Origin of the sequence: Clostridium sp. SY8519, assembly GCF_000270305.1 — a bacterium.
Taxonomy (GTDB): Bacteria; Bacillota; Clostridia; order Lachnospirales; family Lachnospiraceae; genus SY8519.
The window spans coordinates 2,524,270-2,545,269 of sequence record NC_015737.1 but is presented as its reverse complement, the minus strand read 5'-3'; the positions used below and the strand labels follow the sequence as shown (position 1 = coordinate 2,545,269).

Annotated in this window: 20 protein-coding genes; 19 read left to right on the top strand and 1 reads right to left on the bottom strand. The window is 50.9% G+C overall.

Annotated elements, in window-relative coordinates:
• Nucleotides 1-14: 14 nt before the first annotated feature.
• From nusA to CXIVA_RS11690, 15 genes are all read left to right on the top strand, one after another.
• The gene (gene nusA / locus CXIVA_RS11760; RefSeq protein ID WP_013978264.1) at nucleotides 15-1,307 is read left to right on the top strand and encodes a transcription termination factor NusA; all 1,293 of its coding nucleotides are present in this window, start codon (nucleotides 15-17) and stop codon (nucleotides 1,305-1,307) included.
• Nucleotides 1,308-1,336: 29 nt separating this feature from the next.
• Nucleotides 1,337-1,612 carry a YlxR family protein gene (locus tag CXIVA_RS11755; protein ID WP_013978263.1) on the top strand — a complete coding sequence of 92 codons (276 nt, stop codon included), beginning with the start codon at nucleotides 1,337-1,339 and terminating at the stop codon, nucleotides 1,610-1,612.
• The gene (locus CXIVA_RS11750; RefSeq protein WP_013978262.1) at nucleotides 1,599-1,907 is read left to right on the top strand and encodes a ribosomal L7Ae/L30e/S12e/Gadd45 family protein; all 309 of its coding nucleotides are present in this window, start codon (nucleotides 1,599-1,601) and stop codon (nucleotides 1,905-1,907) included. Before CXIVA_RS11755 ends, CXIVA_RS11750 begins: the two co-directional genes overlap by 14 nt.
• Nucleotides 1,908-1,924: 17 nt before the next feature.
• Nucleotides 1,925-4,630 (top strand): translation initiation factor IF-2, encoded by a 2,706-nt coding sequence (infB, locus tag CXIVA_RS11745; RefSeq protein ID WP_013978261.1) that lies wholly within the window; start codon nucleotides 1,925-1,927, stop codon nucleotides 4,628-4,630.
• A gap of 6 nt (nucleotides 4,631-4,636) precedes the next feature.
• Entirely contained in the window at nucleotides 4,637-5,047 is a 411-nt protein-coding gene (gene rbfA / locus CXIVA_RS11740; protein ID WP_013978260.1) for a 30S ribosome-binding factor RbfA, read from the top strand.
• 5 nt (nucleotides 5,048-5,052) lie between these two features.
• Nucleotides 5,053-6,027, top strand: coding sequence for a bifunctional oligoribonuclease/PAP phosphatase NrnA (locus CXIVA_RS11735; protein ID WP_013978259.1), 975 nt, complete (start codon nucleotides 5,053-5,055; stop codon nucleotides 6,025-6,027).
• Nucleotides 6,020-6,958, top strand: a complete 939-nt coding sequence (gene truB / locus CXIVA_RS11730) for a tRNA pseudouridine(55) synthase TruB (protein ID WP_013978258.1) — start codon at nucleotides 6,020-6,022, stop codon at nucleotides 6,956-6,958. Before CXIVA_RS11735 ends, truB begins: the two co-directional genes overlap by 8 nt.
• Nucleotides 6,959-6,969: 11 nt before the next feature.
• The gene (locus tag CXIVA_RS11725; RefSeq protein WP_013978257.1) at nucleotides 6,970-7,890 is read left to right on the top strand and encodes a bifunctional riboflavin kinase/FAD synthetase; all 921 of its coding nucleotides are present in this window, start codon (nucleotides 6,970-6,972) and stop codon (nucleotides 7,888-7,890) included.
• 186 nt (nucleotides 7,891-8,076) lie between these two features.
• A complete protein-coding gene (gene rpsO, locus CXIVA_RS11720; protein WP_013978256.1) occupies nucleotides 8,077-8,343 on the top strand; it encodes a 30S ribosomal protein S15 in 267 nt (88 codons plus the stop codon).
• Nucleotides 8,344-8,499: 156 nt separating this feature from the next.
• On the top strand, nucleotides 8,500-10,584 hold the full coding sequence (locus CXIVA_RS11715) for a polyribonucleotide nucleotidyltransferase (protein ID WP_013978255.1): 2,085 nt from the start codon (nucleotides 8,500-8,502) through the stop codon (nucleotides 10,582-10,584).
• Between the two features lie 148 nt (nucleotides 10,585-10,732).
• Nucleotides 10,733-11,524 carry a segregation/condensation protein A gene (locus CXIVA_RS11710; protein ID WP_013978254.1) on the top strand — a complete coding sequence of 264 codons (792 nt, stop codon included), beginning with the start codon at nucleotides 10,733-10,735 and terminating at the stop codon, nucleotides 11,522-11,524.
• Nucleotides 11,505-12,074 (top strand): SMC-Scp complex subunit ScpB, encoded by a 570-nt coding sequence (gene scpB, locus CXIVA_RS11705; RefSeq protein WP_013978253.1) that lies wholly within the window; start codon nucleotides 11,505-11,507, stop codon nucleotides 12,072-12,074. The genes CXIVA_RS11710 and scpB overlap by 20 nt, the downstream gene beginning before the upstream one ends.
• A 7-nt stretch (nucleotides 12,075-12,081) precedes the next feature.
• Nucleotides 12,082-13,332 (top strand): NAD(P)/FAD-dependent oxidoreductase, encoded by a 1,251-nt coding sequence (locus CXIVA_RS11700; protein WP_041727920.1) that lies wholly within the window; start codon nucleotides 12,082-12,084, stop codon nucleotides 13,330-13,332.
• A 2-nt stretch (nucleotides 13,333-13,334) separates the two neighbouring features.
• Nucleotides 13,335-14,039, top strand: a complete 705-nt coding sequence (gene cmk, locus CXIVA_RS11695) for a (d)CMP kinase (protein WP_013978251.1) — start codon at nucleotides 13,335-13,337, stop codon at nucleotides 14,037-14,039.
• A complete protein-coding gene (locus CXIVA_RS11690) occupies nucleotides 14,036-15,958 on the top strand; it encodes a bifunctional 4-hydroxy-3-methylbut-2-enyl diphosphate reductase/30S ribosomal protein S1 (RefSeq protein ID WP_013978250.1) in 1,923 nt (640 codons plus the stop codon). Before cmk ends, CXIVA_RS11690 begins: the two co-directional genes overlap by 4 nt.
• A gap of 81 nt (nucleotides 15,959-16,039) precedes the next feature.
• Here CXIVA_RS11690 and CXIVA_RS11685 read toward each other — a convergent pair whose 3' ends face one another.
• Nucleotides 16,040-17,170, bottom strand: coding sequence for a ribonuclease H-like domain-containing protein (locus CXIVA_RS11685; protein WP_041727918.1), 1,131 nt, complete (start codon nucleotides 17,168-17,170; stop codon nucleotides 16,040-16,042).
• A gap of 160 nt (nucleotides 17,171-17,330) precedes the next feature.
• Between CXIVA_RS11685 and rsxC the strand changes: the two genes are divergently transcribed.
• From rsxC to CXIVA_RS11665, 4 genes are read left to right on the top strand one after another with little or no spacing between them, the layout of a single operon-like run.
• Nucleotides 17,331-18,656 (top strand): electron transport complex subunit RsxC, encoded by a 1,326-nt coding sequence (gene rsxC / locus CXIVA_RS11680; protein WP_013978248.1) that lies wholly within the window; start codon nucleotides 17,331-17,333, stop codon nucleotides 18,654-18,656.
• An 18-nt stretch (nucleotides 18,657-18,674) separates the two neighbouring features.
• Nucleotides 18,675-19,613, top strand: a complete 939-nt coding sequence (locus CXIVA_RS11675; RefSeq protein WP_041727915.1) for an RnfABCDGE type electron transport complex subunit D — start codon at nucleotides 18,675-18,677, stop codon at nucleotides 19,611-19,613.
• Nucleotides 19,613-20,242, top strand: a complete 630-nt coding sequence (locus tag CXIVA_RS11670) for an RnfABCDGE type electron transport complex subunit G (RefSeq protein WP_013978246.1) — start codon at nucleotides 19,613-19,615, stop codon at nucleotides 20,240-20,242. The genes CXIVA_RS11675 and CXIVA_RS11670 overlap by 1 nt, the downstream gene beginning before the upstream one ends.
• Nucleotides 20,239-20,991 carry an electron transport complex subunit E gene (locus CXIVA_RS11665; RefSeq protein WP_013978245.1) on the top strand — a complete coding sequence of 251 codons (753 nt, stop codon included), beginning with the start codon at nucleotides 20,239-20,241 and terminating at the stop codon, nucleotides 20,989-20,991. Before CXIVA_RS11670 ends, CXIVA_RS11665 begins: the two co-directional genes overlap by 4 nt.
• Nucleotides 20,992-21,000 lie beyond the last annotated feature (9 nt).

The window sequence follows — 21,000 nt, the reverse complement described above, 5'->3', positions numbered from 1 at the left end:
AGGAGGAAATTGAAATGGCCAAGGCAAACAAGAACACAAAAAGCGACAGCCAGGAGCTGTTAGATGCTTTAACGATTCTTGAAAAAGAAAAAAATGTTTCCAAAGACGCGCTGCTGGATGCAATCGAGAAATCCCTGCTGAACGCATGCGACAATCACTTTGGTACTTCAGAGAATATTCGTGTGGTCATGAACCGCGAGACCTGCGAATATCATGTATATGCAGATAAGGAAGTGGTGGAAGAGGTATTTGATCCGGCCATCGAGATCAGTGTGGCAGATGCCAGAATGCAGGATCCCTCCATGAACCTCGGCGATATCTGCCAGGTGGAAGTGCAGTCCAAGGAATTCGGGCGGATTGCCACACAGAATGCAAAGAATGTGATCCTGCAGAAAATCCGGGAAGAAGAGAAAAAGTCCATTGTCGATTATTTCAAGGATAAAGAGCATACGATTATTACCGGTATCGTACAGCGTTACGTAGGAAATAACCTGAGCGTAAACCTGGGACGGGCGGATGCGATCCTTACCAGAAACGAAATGATTCCGGGAGAGAATTTCAAACCCACCGACCGGGTACGGGTCTATGTGATTGAAGTGCGTGATACACCAAAGGGAGCCAAAATTCTGGTATCCCGTACACATCCGGACTTTGTGCGCTGTCTGTTTGAGGAAGAAGTATCCGAGATCCGGGAAGGCATCGTGGAAATCAAAAACATTGCCAGAGAGCCCGGAAGCCGGACAAAAATGGCTGTCTGGTCCAATGACGCGGATGTGGATCCGGTGGGAGCCTGTGTCGGAAAAGAAGGCAATCGTGTCAATGATGTCGTGGCGGAACTGGGCGGCGAAAAAATTGATATCATCAACTGGGATATCAACCCTGCGATATTGATTCAGAATGCCCTCAGTCCGGCAAAAGTAATTTCCGTCATCGCGGATGAAGAAGAGAAAAAAGCCAAAGTTGTAGTACCGGATTACCAGCTGTCCCTGGCCATCGGAAAAGAAGGACAGAATGCCCGGCTGGCTGCCCGGCTCACCGGATACAAGATTGATATCAAGAGCGAAACCCAGGCACGGGAGTCCGGGGAATTCGACCAGTTCGGCGAAGCTTACGACGACTATGAAGACGGCTATGAAGATGACTTTGATGATATTTCCGGATTTGAAGATGACCTGGATGAAGAAGGGTTTATCGATATGGACAGTCTGGAAGAGAGCGACGCGGAAGAAACGGAAGATGCAGAAGAATCTGAAATCGAAGCGGAAGATTCTGCGGCAGACACGGCAAATGAAGAAACAGAGTCATAAAATCCAGAAAAGATGAGGTCCCGCGTGATATGGGTAAGAAAGTTCCGATGCGCGTCTGCGTAGGATGCAGACAGCTGAAAGAAAAAAAAGAGCTGATCCGTATTCTTCATACGGCAGAGGATGGTTTTTGCGTAGATGCCAGAGGCAGAAAAAACGGCCGGGGCGCGTATATCTGCAAAAACCGGGCGTGTCTGGAGGCAGCCGTAAAAAACCACGGGCTGGAGCGTTCCCTGAAAACACATATCTCGAAAGAGATCTGGCAGGCACTGATCAAGGAGATGGAAAAGGAAATTGCAGAACAGTAGAATTTTTTCACTGCTGAGTCTTGCGATGAAGGCCGGCGCGGTATCCAGCGGCGAGCAGTCAGTAGAGGACGCAGTGCATAAAGACAAAGCGCGGCTTCTTATTGTTGCGGAAGATGCTTCTGCCAATACCAGAAAGAAGATGCGGAACATGGCGGCTTATTTTGAAATCCCGCTGATTGTCCTTGGTACCAAAGAAGAGCTTGGACACTGTGTCGGTAAAAACTACCGCTCGATGCTGGCTGTTCTGAATCAGGGATTCGCGGAATCGATACAGAAGAAATTACCCGATCAATAACAGCAGGAAGGAGATTTATGGCGAAATCAAGAATATACGAACTTGCAAAAGAACTGAATGTTCCCGCAAAGGATATCATCACTTATCTGGCAGGGAAAGGAATCGAGGTGTCGAATCATATGAGCTCTATTGATGAAAAAGACGCAATGAGCGTGAAAAAAGCTTTTTCAGATAAGAAGAAATCTTCGGAAGAACCGAAAAAAGCAGCTTCCCAGGAAGAAGGACAGAAGCCAAAGAAAAAAATGATTTCAGCGGTATTCAATCCGCAGAACAGTAAAAACGGCAACCGCAACCAGAAAAGCATCGTAAAAGGTCGTTCCAGCCAGCAGGAGAAAAACGGAAGCCGCAGCAGGAGGGAGCGGGGCCAGGGCGGCGGAATGAAACGTCAGCAGTCCGGCAGACCGCAGGCAGGCACCCGTGTACCGCTGCGCAAACCGACGATCAAGTACGATTCTGTACAGCCCGGCAGTGCGACTTCCGTGGATAATTCTTCCCATGCGCTGCAGAAAAACCGCAGCGAAGCAGCAAACCACGGCGAAAAAAACAGCCAGGCAAAAGCGGAAACCAGAAAGAAAAATGGAGAAAAACGTCCGAACAGCGAAAGAACACAGGGTGGTGACAGACGTGAAAACCAGGAAAGAAAGAAACAATCCGTATCAAAGAGCAGTCAGGGCAGTCGCGGCAATAGCGCTTCTCGGACAGGCGGCCGACGCGGCGGTCAGAACGATACGGATCGTGCGAAGACATCACGCGGCGGCGCAGACCGCAGAAACGGCAGCCCGGCAGCTGCTTCCGCACCGGATGGAAACGGAAGAAAAGACAGCAGGGACCGGGGAAGAAAGCACCAGCAGAATTACGACAAAAAGCCGAAGAGACAGGAGCGGTATGTAAATCTGGAAAAGAAAACCGGCCATAAGAAGAAAAACGCGGTTCCGGTTCCGGCATCTGAGAAACGGGATAAAAACGAGATTATCTCCATCAAGGTACCGGATTACATCACCATCCATGATCTGGCAGACCGCATGCATATTCAGCCGTCTGACATTATCAAAAAACTGTTCCTGGCCGGCCAGGTGGTCACCATGAACCAGGAGATTGATTATGAAAAGGCCGAGGAAATCGCCCTGGATTTCAACTGTATCTGCGAGAAAGAAGAAAAAGTCGATGTCATCGCGGAACTTCTGAAAGAAGAGGAAGAACCGGAAAAAGACCTGAAGAAGCGCCCGCCGGTTGTCTGCGTTATGGGCCACGTGGATCATGGAAAGACTTCCCTGCTGGACGCAATCCGCCAGACCCATGTGACAGACCGGGAGGCCGGTGGCATTACCCAGCACATCGGTGCTTCGGTGGCCACCATCAACGGCGAAAAGATCACCTTCTTAGATACGCCGGGCCATGAGGCATTTACTGCCATGCGTATGCGCGGCGCCAAATCCACCGATATCGCGATTCTGGTAGTGGCTGCGGACGACGGAATCATGCCCCAGACCATAGAGGCCATCAACCATGCGAAAGCAGCCGGTATTGAGGTGATCGTGGCCATCAACAAGATCGACAAGCCGGGCGCGAATATCGACCTGGTGAAACAGGGACTCGCGGAACAGGGACTGATCCCGGAAGACTGGGGCGGATCCACCATCTGTGTTCCGGTTTCCGCCAAGACCCATGAGGGAATCGACGAGCTTCTGGAAATGATCCTTCTGACCGCCGATGTGCTGGAACTGAAGGCAAATCCGAAGCGAAAAGCCCGGGGACTGGTCATCGAGGCAAAAATTGATAAGGGACGCGGTGTCGTAGCCACTGTCCTGATTCAGAAGGGTACCCTGAAGCAGGGAGAACCGGTGGCTGCAGGCGCATGCTACGGCAAGGCCCGCGCGCTGACCGACCATACCGGCAAACGGGTCAAAGAAGCAGGTCCTTCCATGCCGGTGGAAATCATCGGACTGAACAATATTCCGCATGCCGGTGAAGTATTCATGGCCTTTGATTCCGAGAAGGAAGCACGTAATTTCGCGGAAACATTTGTATCCAATGACAAGGAAAAACTCCTGGAAGAGACCCGGGCACGGCGCAATCTGGACAACATTTTCTCCCAGATTCAGGCCGGCAATCTGAAGGAACTGGAGCTGATTGTCAAAGCCGATGTACAGGGGTCTGTGGAGGCGGTACGCGAAAGCCTGGAAAAACTTTCCAACGACGAAGTTGTGGTTAAGGTAATCCATGGCGGCGTAGGCGTGATCAGTGAGTCTGATGTCAACCTGGCATCTGCTTCCAACGCGGTGATCATCGGATTTAATGTAAAGACCGATTCCAACGCAAAGAGTATTGCGGAACACGAAAATGTGGAAATCCGTACGTACAGCGTAATCTACAAAGCAATTGAAGATGTGGAAAATGCTATAAAGGGTATGCTGGAACCGATCTACGAAGAGAAAGTGATCGGACATGCCGAGGTAAGACAGCTGTTCAAGGCTTCCGGTGTGGGTACCATTGCAGGATCTTATGTGCTGGACGGCGTGTTTGAGCGGGACTGCAAAATCCGGATCCGCCGGGAAGGCAAACAGATCTATGAAGGTGCCCTTGCGTCTCTGAAACGGTTTAAAGATGATGTGAAATCTGTAAAAGCCGGCTATGAATGCGGTCTTGTCTTTGACGGATTCAATGAACTCCGTGAAGGGGATGAAGTGGAAGCATACAAGATGGTAGAGGTGCCAAGACAGTAGACAGTTATGAGAAAAAACAGTATTAAAAATATCAGAATCAATGAAGAGGTTCTGCGGGAACTGAGCAGCATTATCCGGAATGAAATCAAAGACCCCAGGATTCATCCGCTGACCAGTGTGTCCGGCGTGGAAGTCGCGCCGGACCTGAAAACCTGCAAAGCTTATATCAGTGTTCTGGGCACAGAAGAAGAACAGGAAAAAACGGTGGAAGGGCTGAAAAGCGCTGCCGGCTATATCCGCAGATGTCTGGCAAAGTCCCTGAATCTGCGCAACACACCGGAAATCCGTTTTATTTCAGACCGTTCCATCGCCTACGGCGTGGAAATGTCGAAAAAAATTGATGAAATCGCCCGTTCAGACGCCCGGAATTCAGAACCGGATGAAACCGGGCTTCCGGCGGATACAGACAAGGAGTGATCCGGATGAAATTAGATACCTATTTACAGGGGGTTCACAGCGTGGCCGTCTCCGGGCATGTGCGTCCGGATGGCGACTGCGTGGGCTCCTGCCTGGCGGCGTATAATTATATCACTGCCTGTTATCCTTCCATTCAGGTGGATGTATATCTGGAATCCGTGATCGAAAAATTTTCCTTTTTAAAGAATGCGGATAAAATCCGGCAGATTCCGCCGGAGCCGGAGGAACGTCAGTATGACCTGTTTCTGGTGTTGGACTGCGGAGATGTGAGCCGTCTCGGCGACGCCGCGCAGTATTATCACACGGCAAAGCAGCGCATCTGTATTGACCACCATGTGAGCAATTCCAGTTTCGCGGACTGCAACCTGGTGGAACCGGATGCCAGCTCAACCTGTGAACTGCTTTTCGGCGTTTTTGACCGCCGGAAAATCACGAAGGAAATTGCGGAATGCCTCTATGTCGGTCTGGTTACCGATACCGGTGTTTTTCAGTATTCCTGTACTTCGGCCCATACGATGCAGGTGGGCGGCGAACTGATGAACTGCGGGATTGATTATCCCTGGATTGTAACACATACATTTTTTGAGAAAACTTATCAGGAGCAGCGGATTCTCGGCCATTCCCTGGAAAAAAGCGTTCTGCATCAGGATGGAAAAGTGATTTCCTGTATGCTGAGAGGTGCAGAACTGAAGGATTATGATGTCACGCCGGATGATCTGGACGGGATTGCCAGTGCCATGCGCAATACAAAGGACGTGGAAGTGTCTGTTTTTCTGTATGAAAATCCGGACGGTACTTACAAACTGAGTCTGCGTTCCGGTTCTTATGTGGATGTGGCAGCGATTGCTTCGGCATATGGCGGCGGCGGTCATGTACGGGCTGCGGGAGCCACCATTTACGATCCGCCGCAGCAGGTGCTGCAGGATCTGCTCCGGGATATCCGGCTTCAGATTGAGGCCCATGAAACTGCCGATGCGTAATGGAATAATTATCGTAAAGAAAGAAAAGGGATTTACATCCTTTGATGTAGTGGCGAAGATGCGCGGCATCTGCGGCCAGAAAAAAATCGGACATACCGGAACGCTGGATCCGGACGCCACCGGCGTGCTTCCGGTCTGCCTGGGGAAAGCGACCAAAATATGCGAACTCCTTGCCGGTACAGACAAAGAATATGAAGCGTCCCTCCGGCTGGGGATTACCACAGACACCCAGGACAGCAGCGGCACGGTTACCGGCAGATTCCCGACGGAACACATTACTCCGGAGGAAGTCCGCGAAGCCGCAGAACAGTTCCACGGCTTCACGGAACAGATTCCGCCGATGTATTCCGCACTGAAGGTCAGGGGGAAAAAACTGTATGAACTTGCCCGGCAGGGGATTGAGATTGAACGGAAGCCCCGCCGGATCCATGTATCAGAAATTGCCGTTACCCGCATGTGTCTGCCGGAACTTTCCCTGCGGATCGTATGTTCCAAGGGCACTTATATCCGTACGATCTGCCATGACCTGGGACAGAAACTGTCCTGCGGCGCAGTGATGACGGAGCTGCAGCGGACCCGTGTGGCGGGATTTCGCCTGGAGCAGGCACATACGCTGGGTGAGATTCAGGACCTGCGGGACCGGGGGAATCTGGATACCCTGCTGATTCCGGTGGACCGTGTGTTCGGGTCAGTTTCCTTCTGCCGGGTGCGGCCGGAATGGGATGTGATTCTGAGAAACGGCGGCAAAGTGCCGGAAGACGGAATCTGTCAGGAAGATGCCTCAGACCCGTTACAGGGTGGGGCTGACGCTTTCGGCCTTCCGTCGGAGCCGGACTGGATCCGCATGTATCTGTCAGACGGAACTTTTGTCGGGATTTATCACCGGGCAAAGGAAGCGTCGGTTTTACGTCCGCTGAAAATGTTTCTGTAAGTGAGGAGCCAATGAAGTATTATCAGGATACCTTTGATTTTTCTGTTGAGGAGCCCTGCGTCATTTCCCTTGGGAAATTTGACGGGCTGCACATGGGACACAAATGTCTGATGGAACAGATGAAAAAAGAAAAAGAAAACGGCTGTAAATCTGTGGCCATTACCTTTAGTGTGCCGCCGCGTTCTCTTGAGTCCGGCAGCTATAAAGTACTGTCTACCAATGAGGAAAAAAAGGCCATATTTGAAAAAGCAGGCATCGACGTCTTAATTGAGCTTCCGTTTACCGAGCAGCTCAAGCACATGTCACCCTATGATTTTCTGCGGATGCTGAATGACCGCATCAATATCCGGGTGATTGTGGTGGGGACAGATTTCCGTTTTGGCAGCGGGCGTCAGGGCAGTTATCTGACGCTGCAGAACTATGAAGAGGAATTCGGCTATACCTGCCGTGTGGTGGAAAAACTGCAGTATCAGCAAAAGGATATCAGCAGCACAAGAATCCGGGAATTAATTGAACGGGGCGCGATGGAAGAGACCAATCTGCTGCTCGGCTATCCCTATTTCCTGCGGGGAACCGTGGTGCACGGCGAAGGGCTGGGCCATACCAAGGGCATGCCTACCATCAATATGATTCCGCCGGAAAATAAGCTGCTGCCGCCTGCCGGGGTCTATGCGGCTACCGTGGAAATTGACCGGAAAGTCTGCCGCGGAATCAGCAACATCGGATACAAGCCCACCGTCGGCGCGTTTCCCATCGGTGTGGAGACCCATCTGTTCGATTATTCCGGCAGTCTGTACGGAAGGACGTTGGATGTCTGTTTCCACCATTTCCTGCGTCCGGAACAGAAGTTTGCCTCCCTGGACAGCCTGATGGTGCAGATTCAAAAGGATATGGACGCCTGCCGGGAAATCCTGGACAATATTCTTCCGTAAAACCGGAGCCGGAGGGGCCTTTGAAAAATTCCCGCGGAATCCATGTTTTGCCAGTTGACGGGAGCATCCGGTCTGTGCTATATTATCGGAAGTGTGAATTTGCCCATACTCAGTTCGGGGAATCTCCAACCCTGTACTTAGTAAGCACACGGATTCGGGCGTATGAAAAACAAGGAGGAATTAAGAATGATTTCAGCAGAAAAAAAACAGGAGATTATCGCTGCGTACGGACGTACACAGAATGACACAGGTTCACCGGAGGTACAGATCGCTTTACTGACCGAGCGTATCCGCGAGCTTACCGATCACCTGAAAGAGCATCCCAAGGATCATCATTCCAGAAGAGGACTTCTGAAGATGGTTGGTCAGAGAAGAAGATTACTTGCATACCTTCAGAAAAAAGATCTGGAAGGCTATCGTACTTTAATCGCACGACTGGGAATCAGAAAGTAATAGAAATTGTGAAAAAGAGCGGGATTTTTCCGCTCTTTTTTTCAAGACCAATTGTATTTTTGGGGTATCCGAAGCAGCGGAACCGAACTGCCGCAGCCGGGATACGGACAGACAGGATATTTTGTCTGTCAGACGCAGAAGAAGAAGGAGACGAGAATGTACAAGACATATGAGATGGAACTGGCAGGCAGAACGCTGCGTATTGATATCGGGCGTGTTGCTGCGCAGGCAAACGGAGCAGCATTCATGCACTATGGAGATACCACTGTTTTAAGCACGGCGACCGCTTCGGAGAAGCCGAGGGACGGAATTGATTTCTTCCCGCTTTCCGTAGAATTTGAAGAAAAAATGTATGCGGTCGGCAAGATTCCGGGAGGATTCAAGAAGAGAGAGGGCCGTGCTTCTGACAATGCGGTTCTTACTGCGCGTGTCATTGATCGCCCGATGCGTCCGCTGTTCCCCAAAGATTACCGAAATGACGTCACACTGAACAACCTGGTAATGAGTGTGGATCCGGACTGCAGACCGGAGCTGGTGGCGATGCTTGGCTCCGCAATTTCCACCTGCATTTCCGATATTCCGTTTGACGGCCCCTGTGCCATGACACAGGTGGGAATGATTGACGGCGAATTTATTATCAACCCGGGTCAGAAGGACTGGGATGAGGGTGATCTTCAGCTGACTGTGGCTTCTACCGCTCAGAAGGTAATCATGATCGAAGCCGGAGCCAATGAAATCAAAGAAGAGAAAATGATCGAGGCGATCTACCGTGCGCACGATGTGAACCTGACCATTATCGATTTCATCAACAAGATCGTTGCGGAAGTGGGCAAAGAGAAGCACAGCTATGAATCCAGCGCCGTTCCGGAAGAAGTGACCGCCAAGATCATGGAACTGGTTCCGCCTGCAGAAATGGAAGCTGCTGTCTTTACGGATGACAAGCAGACCCGTGATGCCAATATCCGTGAAATTACCGACCGTCTGGAAGAGACCTTTGCCGAGGATGAGGAAGTGCTTCCGTTTATTTCCGATGCGGTATACCAGTATCAGAAAAAGACCGTCCGCAAGATGATCCTGAAAGATCACAAGCGTCCGGACGGACGTGCCATTGATGAGATCCGTCCCCTGGCTGCAGAGGTGGATCTGATTCCCCGTGTCCATGGATCTGCCATGTTTACCAGAGGACAGACACAGATTTGCACGGTAACCACCCTGGCACCCCTTTCCGAATCCCAGCGCGTGGACGGACTGGATGAAAACATCACCTCCAAACGGTATCTGCATCAGTATAATTTCCCGTCTTATTCTGTGGGTGAAACAAAGCCCTCCCGCGGACCGGGACGCCGGGAAATCGGCCATGGCGCACTGGCAGAGCGGGCGCTTGTACCGGTGCTTCCGCCGGAAGAGGAATTCCCGTATGCCATCCGTCTGGTATCGGAGACCTTTGAGTCCAACGGCTCCACATCCCAGGCAAGTATCTGCGCCTCCACCATGTCCCTTATGGCAGCCGGCGTGCCGATCCGCAAACCGGTAGCCGGTATTTCCTGCGGTCTGGTCACCGGTGAAACCGATGATGATTATCTGGTGCTGACAGATATCCAGGGGCTGGAAGATTTCTTCGGCGATATGGACTTTAAGGTGGCCGGCACACATGACGGTATCACAGCCATCCAGATGGATATTAAAATCCATGGCCTGACCCGCCCCATTGTGGAGGAAGCCATTGCCCGTACCCGCGCCGCGCGTGAGTATATTCTGACCAATGTGATGGAGCCCTGCATCCGTGAGCCGCGGAAAGAACTCAGCCAGTATGCGCCCAAGATTATCACCATGCAGATCGATCCTTCCAAGATCGGTGATGTGGTCGGCAAACAGGGAAAAGTCATCAACGCGATTATTGATGAAACCGGTGTCAAGATCGATATCAATGATGACGGTGTCGTATCCATCTGCGGTGTGGATCCGGCAGGCATGGAACGGGCAAAAGAACTGATCCATATCATTGTGACCGATTTTGAAAAAGGCCAGATCCTGGAAGGAACGGTGGTTTCCATTAAGGAATTCGGCGCGTTCATTGAATTTGCTCCCGGCAAAGAAGGCCTGGTTCATATTTCCAAGATCGCGGATCATCGGATCAATCATGTGGAGGATGTCCTGACCCTGGGAGATCACGTGAAAGTGGTATGCCTGGGCAAGGATAAAATGGGACGGATCAGTTTCAGCATGAAAGACGTAAAATAGTCCCCCGGAAGATATTTCTGACAGAACAGAAGAAAGAAGGATAAGCGGGCATGTAAGTGTCCGCTTATCCGCGTAAGGGGAAAAACAGACAGACCGGAACACGAGAAGATCAGAAGGAGCGACCGCGCATGGGGAAAGGAGAGAAAAAGTGGAACTGAACGTGAAGCTGGAGGCTTTTGAGGGACCCCTTGACCTTCTTCTGCATCTGATTGAGAAAAACAAGGTGGATATCTATGATATTCCGATTGCGGTGATCGCCGACCAGTATCTGGACTATCTGGAACAGATGGATCGGGAAGACCTGGATTCCATGAGTTCCTTTCTTGTGATGGCTGCCACCCTGCTGGATATCAAGGCCCGTATGCTGCTTCCCGACAAGGAAGAAGAGGAGGGGGAAGAAGAGACGGATCCCAGGGCGGAACTGGTGGAACAGCTGCTGCAGTATAAGATGTATAAATACATGTCCATGGTATTGAAGGACCGTCAGCTGGACGCCGGAAAAGTGATCTACCGCCGCCGTCATCTGCCGGAAGCAGTGGTTTCCTATGAAGAGCCGCTGGATCTGGAGCAGCTGACTGCCGGCTATGATATGAACCGACTCCATGAGATTTTTCTCTCGGTAATGCGCAGGCAGGCGGATAAGATCGATCCGGTACGGTCCGGATTCGGCAGAATCCGCAAAGAAGAAGTATCCATCGAAGACCGGACAGATTTTCTGAAAAAGTACGCGGCTGCGCATCATCAGTTCAGTTTTCGGAATCTGCTGCAGAAGCAGCACTCCAAAGCAGAGGTGATTGTTACGTTTCTGGCAGTCCTGGAACTGATGAAATCCGGACTGATCGCAGTCCGTCAGGAGCATCTGTTTGATGATATTCTGATTGAATCAAAGGTTCCGGACGAAAGACGGAAGGAGGCGGATCATGAACCCCAAAGAGTGTGAGGCTGCCATTGAGGCCATATTGTTTTCCATGGGAGACTCTGTGTCGGCAGAGGCCCTGGCCCATGCAGCGGGCATCAGCCGGGAAGATGTGGTCCGCGTGGTTTCCGGCCTGAAGGATAAATACAGCCGGGCAGACAGCGGAATCCAGATCATCGAGCTGGACGGATCCTATCAGCTGTGCACCAAGCCGGAACTCTACGAATATCTGATACGGATCGCAAGACAGCCGAAACAGCAGATCCTGACGGATGTAATCCTGGAAACCCTGTCAATCATTGCATACAAACAGCCGGTTACCAGGGCGGAAATCGAGCGGATCCGGGGCGTGTCCTGCGCCCATTCCATCAATAAGCTTCTGGAATACGGTCTGATTAAGGAGCTGGGACGCCTGGACGCACCGGGCAAACCATTGCTGTTCGGCACCACAGAAGAATTTCTGCGCTGCTTCTCGGTACATTCCACCGATGACCTTCCGCAGATTTCCCAGGAAAAAATTGAGGAATTTAAGGAAGAAGCCGCAAGGGAAGCGCAGATCACGCTGGATATCTAGGAGGAATATGACAGAGGTACTTGTAGTCGGAGGAGGGGCCGCCGGAATGATGGCGGCGATTTCCGCCGCAGAAGCCGGGAACCGGGTGACCCTGCTGGAACATACGGAAAAAACCGGGAAAAAAATATATATTACCGGAAAAGGGCGCTGTAATGTGACCAATGCCTGTGAGACATCCGATTTCTTTTCCCATGTATCAAGAAATGAAAAGTTTCTCTACAGTGCGGTATACTCTTTTGACAATCAGGCAGTTATGCAGTGGTTTGAAGCACATGGGACGCCGCTGAAGACAGAACGGGGCGAACGGGTTTTTCCCCGGTCCGACCATGCTTCGGACATTATCAGGGCCCTGAACCGGGGACTGAAGGAAACGGGAGTGCAGGTCTGTCTGAACACAGAAGTGACAGAAATACTGACGGCGGACGGAAAGGTGTCCGGTGTGAGAATCCGCGATCCCCGGCGACAGAAAAAGGACCTGGCAGCCGAAGCAGTGATACTGGCCACCGGCGGCATGTCCTATCCTTCCACCGGATCTGACGGAAGCGGCTTCCGTCTGGTGAAAAAACTGGGACACAGGGTAACCGAGCTCCGGCCTTCCCTGGTTCCGATGGAAACGAAAGAACCCTACATCCGGGAACTCCAGGGACTTTCGCTGCGCAACGTAGAGCTGACAGTCTGGCAGAAAAACCGCTGCCTGTTTGAAGAGTTCGGCGAGCTGATGTTTACCCATTTCGGGATCACCGGACCGCTGGTGCTGCGGGCCTCCAGTCTTCTCCCGGACCGGGCGCTGAAAGAAGAGCTGTCATTTCGGATCAACCTGAAGCCGGCCCTGGATCGGGAAACCCTGGATCACAGGATTTTAAGAGATTTTTCCGGGCAGGCAAACAGAAAGTTCGGCAATTCCCTGAACCATCTGCTGCCTTCCAAACTGATTCCGGTGATCATCCGTCTTTCCGGGATTCCGGAAGACAAGAAAGTGAATGCCGTTACCCGGGAAGAGCGGCGCCGTCTGGCAGAACTGATCCAGGCTTTCCCCGGTACCATTACAGGCCTTCGCGGGTTTCGGGAGGCAATTGTTACCCGGGGCGGGGTATCGGTAAAAGAAGTGGATCCCTCCACGATGGAATCCCGCCTGGTACCCGGCTTGTATCTGACGGGGGAAATGCTGGACACGGATGCGGTTACCGGAGGATTTAATCTGCAGATTGCCTGGTCTACCGGACATCTTGCAGGAAGCAGTATAGCAGAAAGGAAGTAAGAATGGGCTTTAATATCGCAATCGACGGGCCTGCGGGCGCAGGCAAAAGTACAATCGCAAGAACGCTGGCAGAAGACCTGGGGTTTCTGTATGTGGATACCGGGGCGCTTTACCGCGCGCTGGCATACGATTTTCTGACTGCGGGTATCGCGGCGGATGACCGGGACGCGGTTCAGAAAGAATGCGGAAACGTGCGTGTGGCGCTGGCTTATGAGGACGGCAGACAGAAAGTGCTTCTGAACGGCAGGGATATCTCTGATAAAATCCGGGCGGAAGAAGTCGGAAAAATGGCTTCCGGTACCAGCGGTTATGATTTTGTAAGAAGCAAACTGCTGCGCACCCAGCAGGAAATCGCAGCTGCCAATGATGTGATTATGGACGGCAGGGATATCGGAACCTGCGTGCTTCCGGATGCTCAGCTCAAAATCTATCTGACGGCCAGTGTGCATACCAGAGGAATGCGCCGTTACAAAGAACTGGTGGAAAAGGGAGAAACCTGCAGTCTGGAAGAAATCGAACAGGATATCGCAGCCAGGGACCGGGCGGATATGACCCGGGAGATTTCCCCCTTAAAACAGGCAGAAGACGCAGTTCTCGTGGACTCATCGGATATGTCCATTGAGGAAGTGGTCACCTGCATCCGCGCGCTGGCGGAAAAAGCAGGACTTCAGACGGAGGGACAGGGAAAGGAATCCGTCAGGAAATGAGAGTCGAATTAGCGCAAAAGGCAGGATTCTGCTTCGGGGTAAAACGGGCCATGACAGCTGTGCGGGTACAGGCCGCGAAAACCGGAAAAAAAGTCTTTACCTACGGCCCCATGATTCACAATGCCCAGGTGGTAAAACGGCTGGAAGCCGCAGGCGTACAGGTGATTCACCGGCCGGAAGAGCTGGCGGGCAGACCGGATGCTGTGGTGATCATCAGGTCCCACGGGATTACCAGGAGAGAAAAAGAGGCGCTGGAACAGACGGGATGTGAAGTCATTGACGGAACCTGTCCCTTTGTCCGGAATATTCACCGGATTGTGCAGGAGGCAGACGCAGCCGGCCGGCAGGTGGTGATTATCGGCAATGCGGGGCATCCGGAAGTGGAAGGGATCTGCGGCTGGTGCGGCGACAGGGAACCGATTGTCCTCAGCAGCAGGGAAGAAGCGGAGAATTTTTCCTGTTCCGGAAACCGAAAACTGTGTGTTGTGGCACAAACAACAAGTAATTCCACAATTTTCAAAGAATTAGTTGAAATTATTGCCGAAAAAGGTTATGATATAGAAGTTCATAATACGATATGCTCTGCCACTCGGGAACGTCAGGACGCTGCCCGGAAGCTTTCGGAGAAGGCAGACGCTATGATTGTGATAGGTGATCCGTCCAGTTCCAATTCACGCAAGCTGAAGGAGATCTGTGCGGAGCACTGTGAGAATACTTACTTCATACAGACAAAAGCAGATTTGCGAGAGATTGACTTTGACTGTTTCGGCTACGTAGGTATTACTGCAGGGGCTTCGACCCCAAACTATATTATAGAGGAGGTTCAAAATTACATGTCAGAGAAAAGTTTTGAACAAATGCTTGATGAATTCGAATCATTTAAAACAATTAAGAACGGAGATGTAGTCGAAGGTACTGTCATTGCTGTAAAACCAGATGAAATAGCGTTAAATATCGGCTATAAATCAGACGGAATCATTTCTCGCAATGAATATTCCAATGATGCAAACCTTGATCTTACTACCGTTGTGAAGGAAGGAGATACCCTGGAAGCCAAAGTTGTCAAAGTAAATGACGGCGAAGGTCAGGTAATCCTTTCCAAAAAACGTCTGGATGCTGAAAAGTGCAGCGAAAAACTGCGGGAAGCAGCAGAAGCAGGCGAAGTTGTCAAAGGTGTTGTTACACAGGTACGTTCCGGCGGCCTGATCGCAGAAGCAGACGAAACCAAAGTATTTATTCCGGCCAGCCTGATTTCCGACATCTATGAGAAAGACCTGAACAAATATGACGGTCAGGAGATTGAGTTCATTATTACAGAGTTCAACCCGCGCAAGAGAAGAATCATCGGCGACCGCAAGCAGCTGATCCTGAAGGAGAAAGCTGAGAAGCAGAAAGAGCTTCTGGAGAAGATCCATGTAGGCGACGTGATGGAAGGTACCGTTAAGAATATTACAGATTTCGGTGCGTTCATTGATCTGGGCGGCGCAGACGGACTGCTTCATATTTCCGAGATGTCCTGGGGCCGTGTGGATAACCCGCGCAAGATTTACAAAAACGGCGACAAAGTGAAAGTCATGATCAAAGATATCCGTGACACCAAGATCGCCCTGAGCGCAAAATTCCCGGAGGAGAATCCGTGGAACAACGCAGCGGAGAAATTTGCGGCAGGCAATATTGTAACAGGTAAAGTAGCCCGTATGACAGACTTTGGTGCATTTGTAGAACTGACACCGGGTGTTGACGCGCTGCTGCATGTATCTCAGATTTCCAGAGATCATGTCAACAAACCGTCTGACGTACTTTCTGTAGGCCAGGAGATCGAAGCGAAGATCGTTGATTTCAACGAAGACGAGCGCAAGATCAGCTTAAGCATGAAAGCACTGATGAAAGACGAGCCGGAAGAAGCGGAAGAAGAGTAATCCGACTTCCTGTGGGAAAAAGAATGAGAGACAGTCCATTACGGACTGTCTCTTTTTGAATTTCTTACGATTATGTATCGGTTAAGGCTCCGGGTATTCAGACAGCCAGTGGCAGATGACCCGGTTCAAAAGATCTGTAAACGCCGGATCCGCATCGGCAGGAAGGCCGGCGATTCCGGACTGCAGGGATTCTTTCCAGGGGGTCAGATCGATATAGGTGTCTTTGTCCTTCAGGGAACGTTTCAAAAAGGAATCCTTCCGGAACCTCTTCAGCTGCAGGTAGTCCGTCTCTGTGGAAAGGAAACAGTTTTCCCGTGTTGCTTTGCTTCGATGGGCGGAATCCACATATTTTCCGATGCTTTTGTGAATTACGGTGTCTTCTTCCGGAAGATAGTAATAGTTTCTGTAATCCGGAAAATAGTGGCGCAGCACACCGTGATGCACCGGGAATTCCAGCAGGCCGTCGGTATTCTTCAAAAAAGCGCCGCCGGAGGCTTCGGTCAGAAGCTGAAGGGATACCGGCAGTTCATGGTCCAGGCGGATCCGCACAGAAAGCCTGGGGTGTTCCTCACGGGTCATGCCTGCTTCCGCGATCTGAAAGGCGCCCTGTTCCACCAGACGGTTGTATGCCAGCAGCGAGAGCAGGGGAAACAGGCCATAGACATCTTCCTGGTTGTGGATGCGCAGCAGATGGAGATCTTCCGGCTGATGCTGACGCGTATAGCGCCTGAATACGGGAATCAGGGCTCCGCCGTCCATGGTATCTTCCCGCTGCATCCCAAGGAACTGTTCAAAGGATTTCTGCCGGTATTCCCGCATTGGAAATATGCGCCGGATGCGCATCGCCTCCCGGTAGAGATCCAGGGAACGCAGATGGTCGATTCCGCAGGAAATGCCGTGGAAAGCAGATCGCCTGCGCAGAAACGGCAGGTCAAAGGTGGTGCCGTTAAAGGTCAGTACCTGGGAAAACCGGCGGCTGATTTGATTCAGCCGGGAGAGAATCTCCGCTTCTTCTTCCAGAGTTTCCGCAAAGAGCTGATGAACCTGAATACGGCCTTCGTCCTGATAGCCGAGACCGATACAGTATATCATGTTTTTATTTGGAGACAATCCGGTGGTTTCGATATCCAGAACCAGAAGATGATCGGTGATAAACTGCCGTGCAGGTGCCAAAATATCCCTTTTATTATAATTATATCTAAATTCTGTCATAATAAAACACCCATAAACTTTCTGAAGATTGCATTAAATTTAATTCCTATATTCTTTTTTTTTTGAGTATTATTTGTGCAATATGTGGTATAATACTACGGAAATATTGCTATTAAGTGTAACATTTCAAGAGAGAAAAAGAAAGAAGGGTTGAACGAAAATGAGTCTACGCACATTCAAGGGCGGGGTTCATCCATATGATGGCAAAGAGCTGTCCAAGGATCGGCCTGTGGTGGAATTCAAACCATCCGGCGACCTGGTATATCCTTTGTCCCAGCATATAGGTGCTCCGGCGAAGCCCGTTGTGAAAAAGGGAGATCAGATTCTGCGCGGACAGCTTATCGCAGAAGCAGGCGGATTTGTATCCGCTCCGATTTATGCATCAGCTTCCGGTACAGTCAAATCCATTGAAAAACATCGTGTTGCCGTAGGTGATATGGTGGATTCCATTATTGTGGAGAACGATGGACAGTTTACTGAGGCAGAATTCACTCCGGTGGAAGATCCATCCGCATTAACCAAAGAGGAAATCATCAAAAAAATTCAGGATGCCGGTATTGTCGGCATGGGCGGAGCAGGATTCCCTACTCATGTAAAACTTTCTCCGAAAGAACCGGACAAAATTGACTACATCATCGCCAACTGCGCCGAGTGCGAGCCGTATATCACCGCGGATTACAAGCGTATGATGGACTATCCGGAAAAACTGATTGACGGTATGCGTATCGTTCTTTCATTGTTTGACGGCGCAAAGGGCATCTTTGCGATTGAAGACAATAAGAAAGACGCCATCCTGAAACTTCAGGAAATGACGAAGAACGAACCGAAGATGGAAGTGATGGCGCTTCGCACCAAATATCCGCAGGGATCTGAGCGTCAGCTGATCTTTGCCACTACCGGAAGAGCGATTAATTCTACCATGCTCCCGGCAGATGCCGGCTGTATTGTAGACAATACAGAAACACTGGTGGCTATCCATCAGGCGGTAAAAGAAGGACGTCCTCTGATGGAACGTATGGTTACCATTACCGGTGACGCGATTGCGGAACCGGGCAACTTCCTTTGCCCTACCGGTACCAATTTCAATGAACTGATCGCCGCTGCCGGCGGATTCCGTCAGGAACCGGAAAAAGTGATTTCCGGCGGCCCTATGATGGGCTTTGCGGTTCTGACCACTGATTTCCCGGTTACCAAGACCTCCTCCGCGCTTCTGTGCATGTGCAAGGACCAGGTATCCGCATGCGAAACTTCCGCCTGCATTAACTGCGGCCGGTGTGTGGAAGTCTGTCCTTCACGGATTGTTCCGTCCCGGCTGGCGGATTATTCGGAAAATGACCGTCCGGAACTGTTTGAAGAATGGAATGGTCTGGAGTGTGTCGAGTGCGGCAGCTGCAGTTTCATCTGCCCGGCGAAGCGCAACCTGGCACAGTCAATCCGTGCCATGAAGAAATCCGTAATCGCTGAAAAGCGGAAGAAAAAAGCATAAGAGAAAGAGGTGGAATTTGTGAGTAACATGTATAATGTGGCGTCATCCCCGCATGTGAGAGCAAAAGACAATACACAACGGATTATGCTGTATGTCATCATTTCTCTTTTGCCTGCATCGGTTTTCGGTATTTTCAATTTTGGATACCGGGCGCTGATTCTTATTGTATTAACAATTGCAGCAGCAGTTGTATCCGAATGGATTTTTGATAAAATCACCCATCGGAAGAATACAGTCGGAGATCTTTCGGCTGTTGTAACCGGTTTGCTTCTCGCACTGAACTTCCCGAGCACGCTCCCCTGGTGGATTGCCCTGTTTGGCGGTGCGTTTGCAATCATTGTTGTAAAATGCCTGTTCGGCGGTCTGGGCCAGAACTTTATGAACCCGGCACTGGGTGCCCGGTGTTTCCTTCTGCTGTCCTTTACCAGCCAGATGAGCAATTTCCAGACCGATACCTATACCGGAGCCACTCCGCTGGCCCTGATCCGCAGCGGCGAATCTGTGAACACCCTGGATATGTTTCTGGGCAAAACCGCAGGTACCATCGGCGAGACTTCTGTCATCTGCCTGCTGATCGGCGCGGCGTTCCTGATCGCCATGGGAGTCATTGATCTTCGGATCCCGGCTTCCTATATTATTGCGTTTGTAGTATTTATCGTCCTGTTTGGCGGACACCTTACCACCGGTGATTTCGGAACTTTTGTAGTATCTGAGTTATGCGGCGGCGGCCTGATGCTGGGTGCATTCTTTATGGCGACAGACTATGTCACCTCGCCGATTACGCCAAAAGGAAAAATCATTTACGGTATTATCGCAGGTATCCTGCTTGGTATTTTCCGTATGTTCGGTTCCATGGCAGAGGGCTGTTCCTACTCCATCATCTTCGCGAACCTTCTGGTTCCGCTGATTGAGCGCTGGACAATTCCGAAACCTTTCGGGAAAGGAGGAGAGAAGTAATGACGAAATCACGCATAAAAGACGCTCTGATTCTTTTCCTGATTACAATTATTGCAGGTGTTGCCCTGGGCGCAGTATATTATGTAACAAAAGCGCCGATTGCACAGGCGGAATATAATAAGATCCAGTCCGCATATCGGGAAGTCATGCCGGATGCCAAGAAGTTTGTGGATCTTCCGACCTTCAAAGCAGATGACACAGAGACGATCCTGAAAAAGGCCGGACTCAGTGAACACAATACCATCAACGGATGTGTCCAGGGACTCGACGGTTCCGGACAGCTGGTGGGATATGTCATTACAGTAAAAGACGACAACAGCTACGGCGGCGACATTGTCCTGTCCATGGGTATCTTAAAAGACGGAACAGTTACCGGATATTCACTGACCACCATCAATGATACCGCCGGCCTTGGTATGAAAGCTAAGGATGAAGCCTTCAGTTCACAGTTTAAAAACAAAAAAGTGGATTTCTTTGAAGTAACGAAATCAGGTGCCAAGTCGAAAGATCAGATTGACGCAATCAGCGGTGCCACCATTACTTCAAAAGCCGTCACCTACGCGGTGGATTCCGGTATTGCATATGGCAAATATCTGCTGAATCAGACAGGAGGCAAAGTAGTCAAATGAGTAAATGTATCGAACGTATCTACAATGGTCTGATCAAGGAGAACCCTACCCTGGTCATGCTGATTGGTATGTGTCCGACACTGGCAGTTACCACTTCGGCAGCCAACGGTATCGGTATGGGCCTTTCCACAACCGTGGTACTGGTTCTCTCCAATATGATTATCTCCATGCTTCGTAATATTATTCCGGACGGGGTACGTATCCCCGCGTTTATCGTAGTAGTTGCTTCCCTGGTAACAATCGTTCAGTTCCTGTTGGAAGGCTACATTCCGGATCTGTATGAATCACTGGGAATCTATATCCCTCTGATTGTTGTAAACTGCATCATTCTCGGCCGTGCCGAAAGTTATGCATCCAAGAACCCTGTCCTTCCGTCCATTTTCGACGGTATCGGTATGGGTCTCGGATTTACCTGGGCACTGACCATGATCGGTATTGTCCGTGAGCTTCTGGGCGCAGGCCAGATCTTTGGCGTGCAGGTGCTGCCCCTTGCTGACGCAGCATCCGGAAAAGCCGGCTTTACTCCGATCACCATCTTTGTCCTTGCACCGGGTGCCTTCTTTGTTCTGGCTATGCTGATCGCAATCATGAACACCATACGCGCAAAAGCCGAGAAAAAAGGCAAACCGCTGCCGGCGGCTTCCGGTTGTCTGGGCGGCGACTGCGCTACCTGCGGCAACGGTGTATGCATCAGCAGAAGTGCAGTAGTAGCTGTTGGCGATACCGCAGCACAGAAAACGGAAGAATAGGGGGAGCGT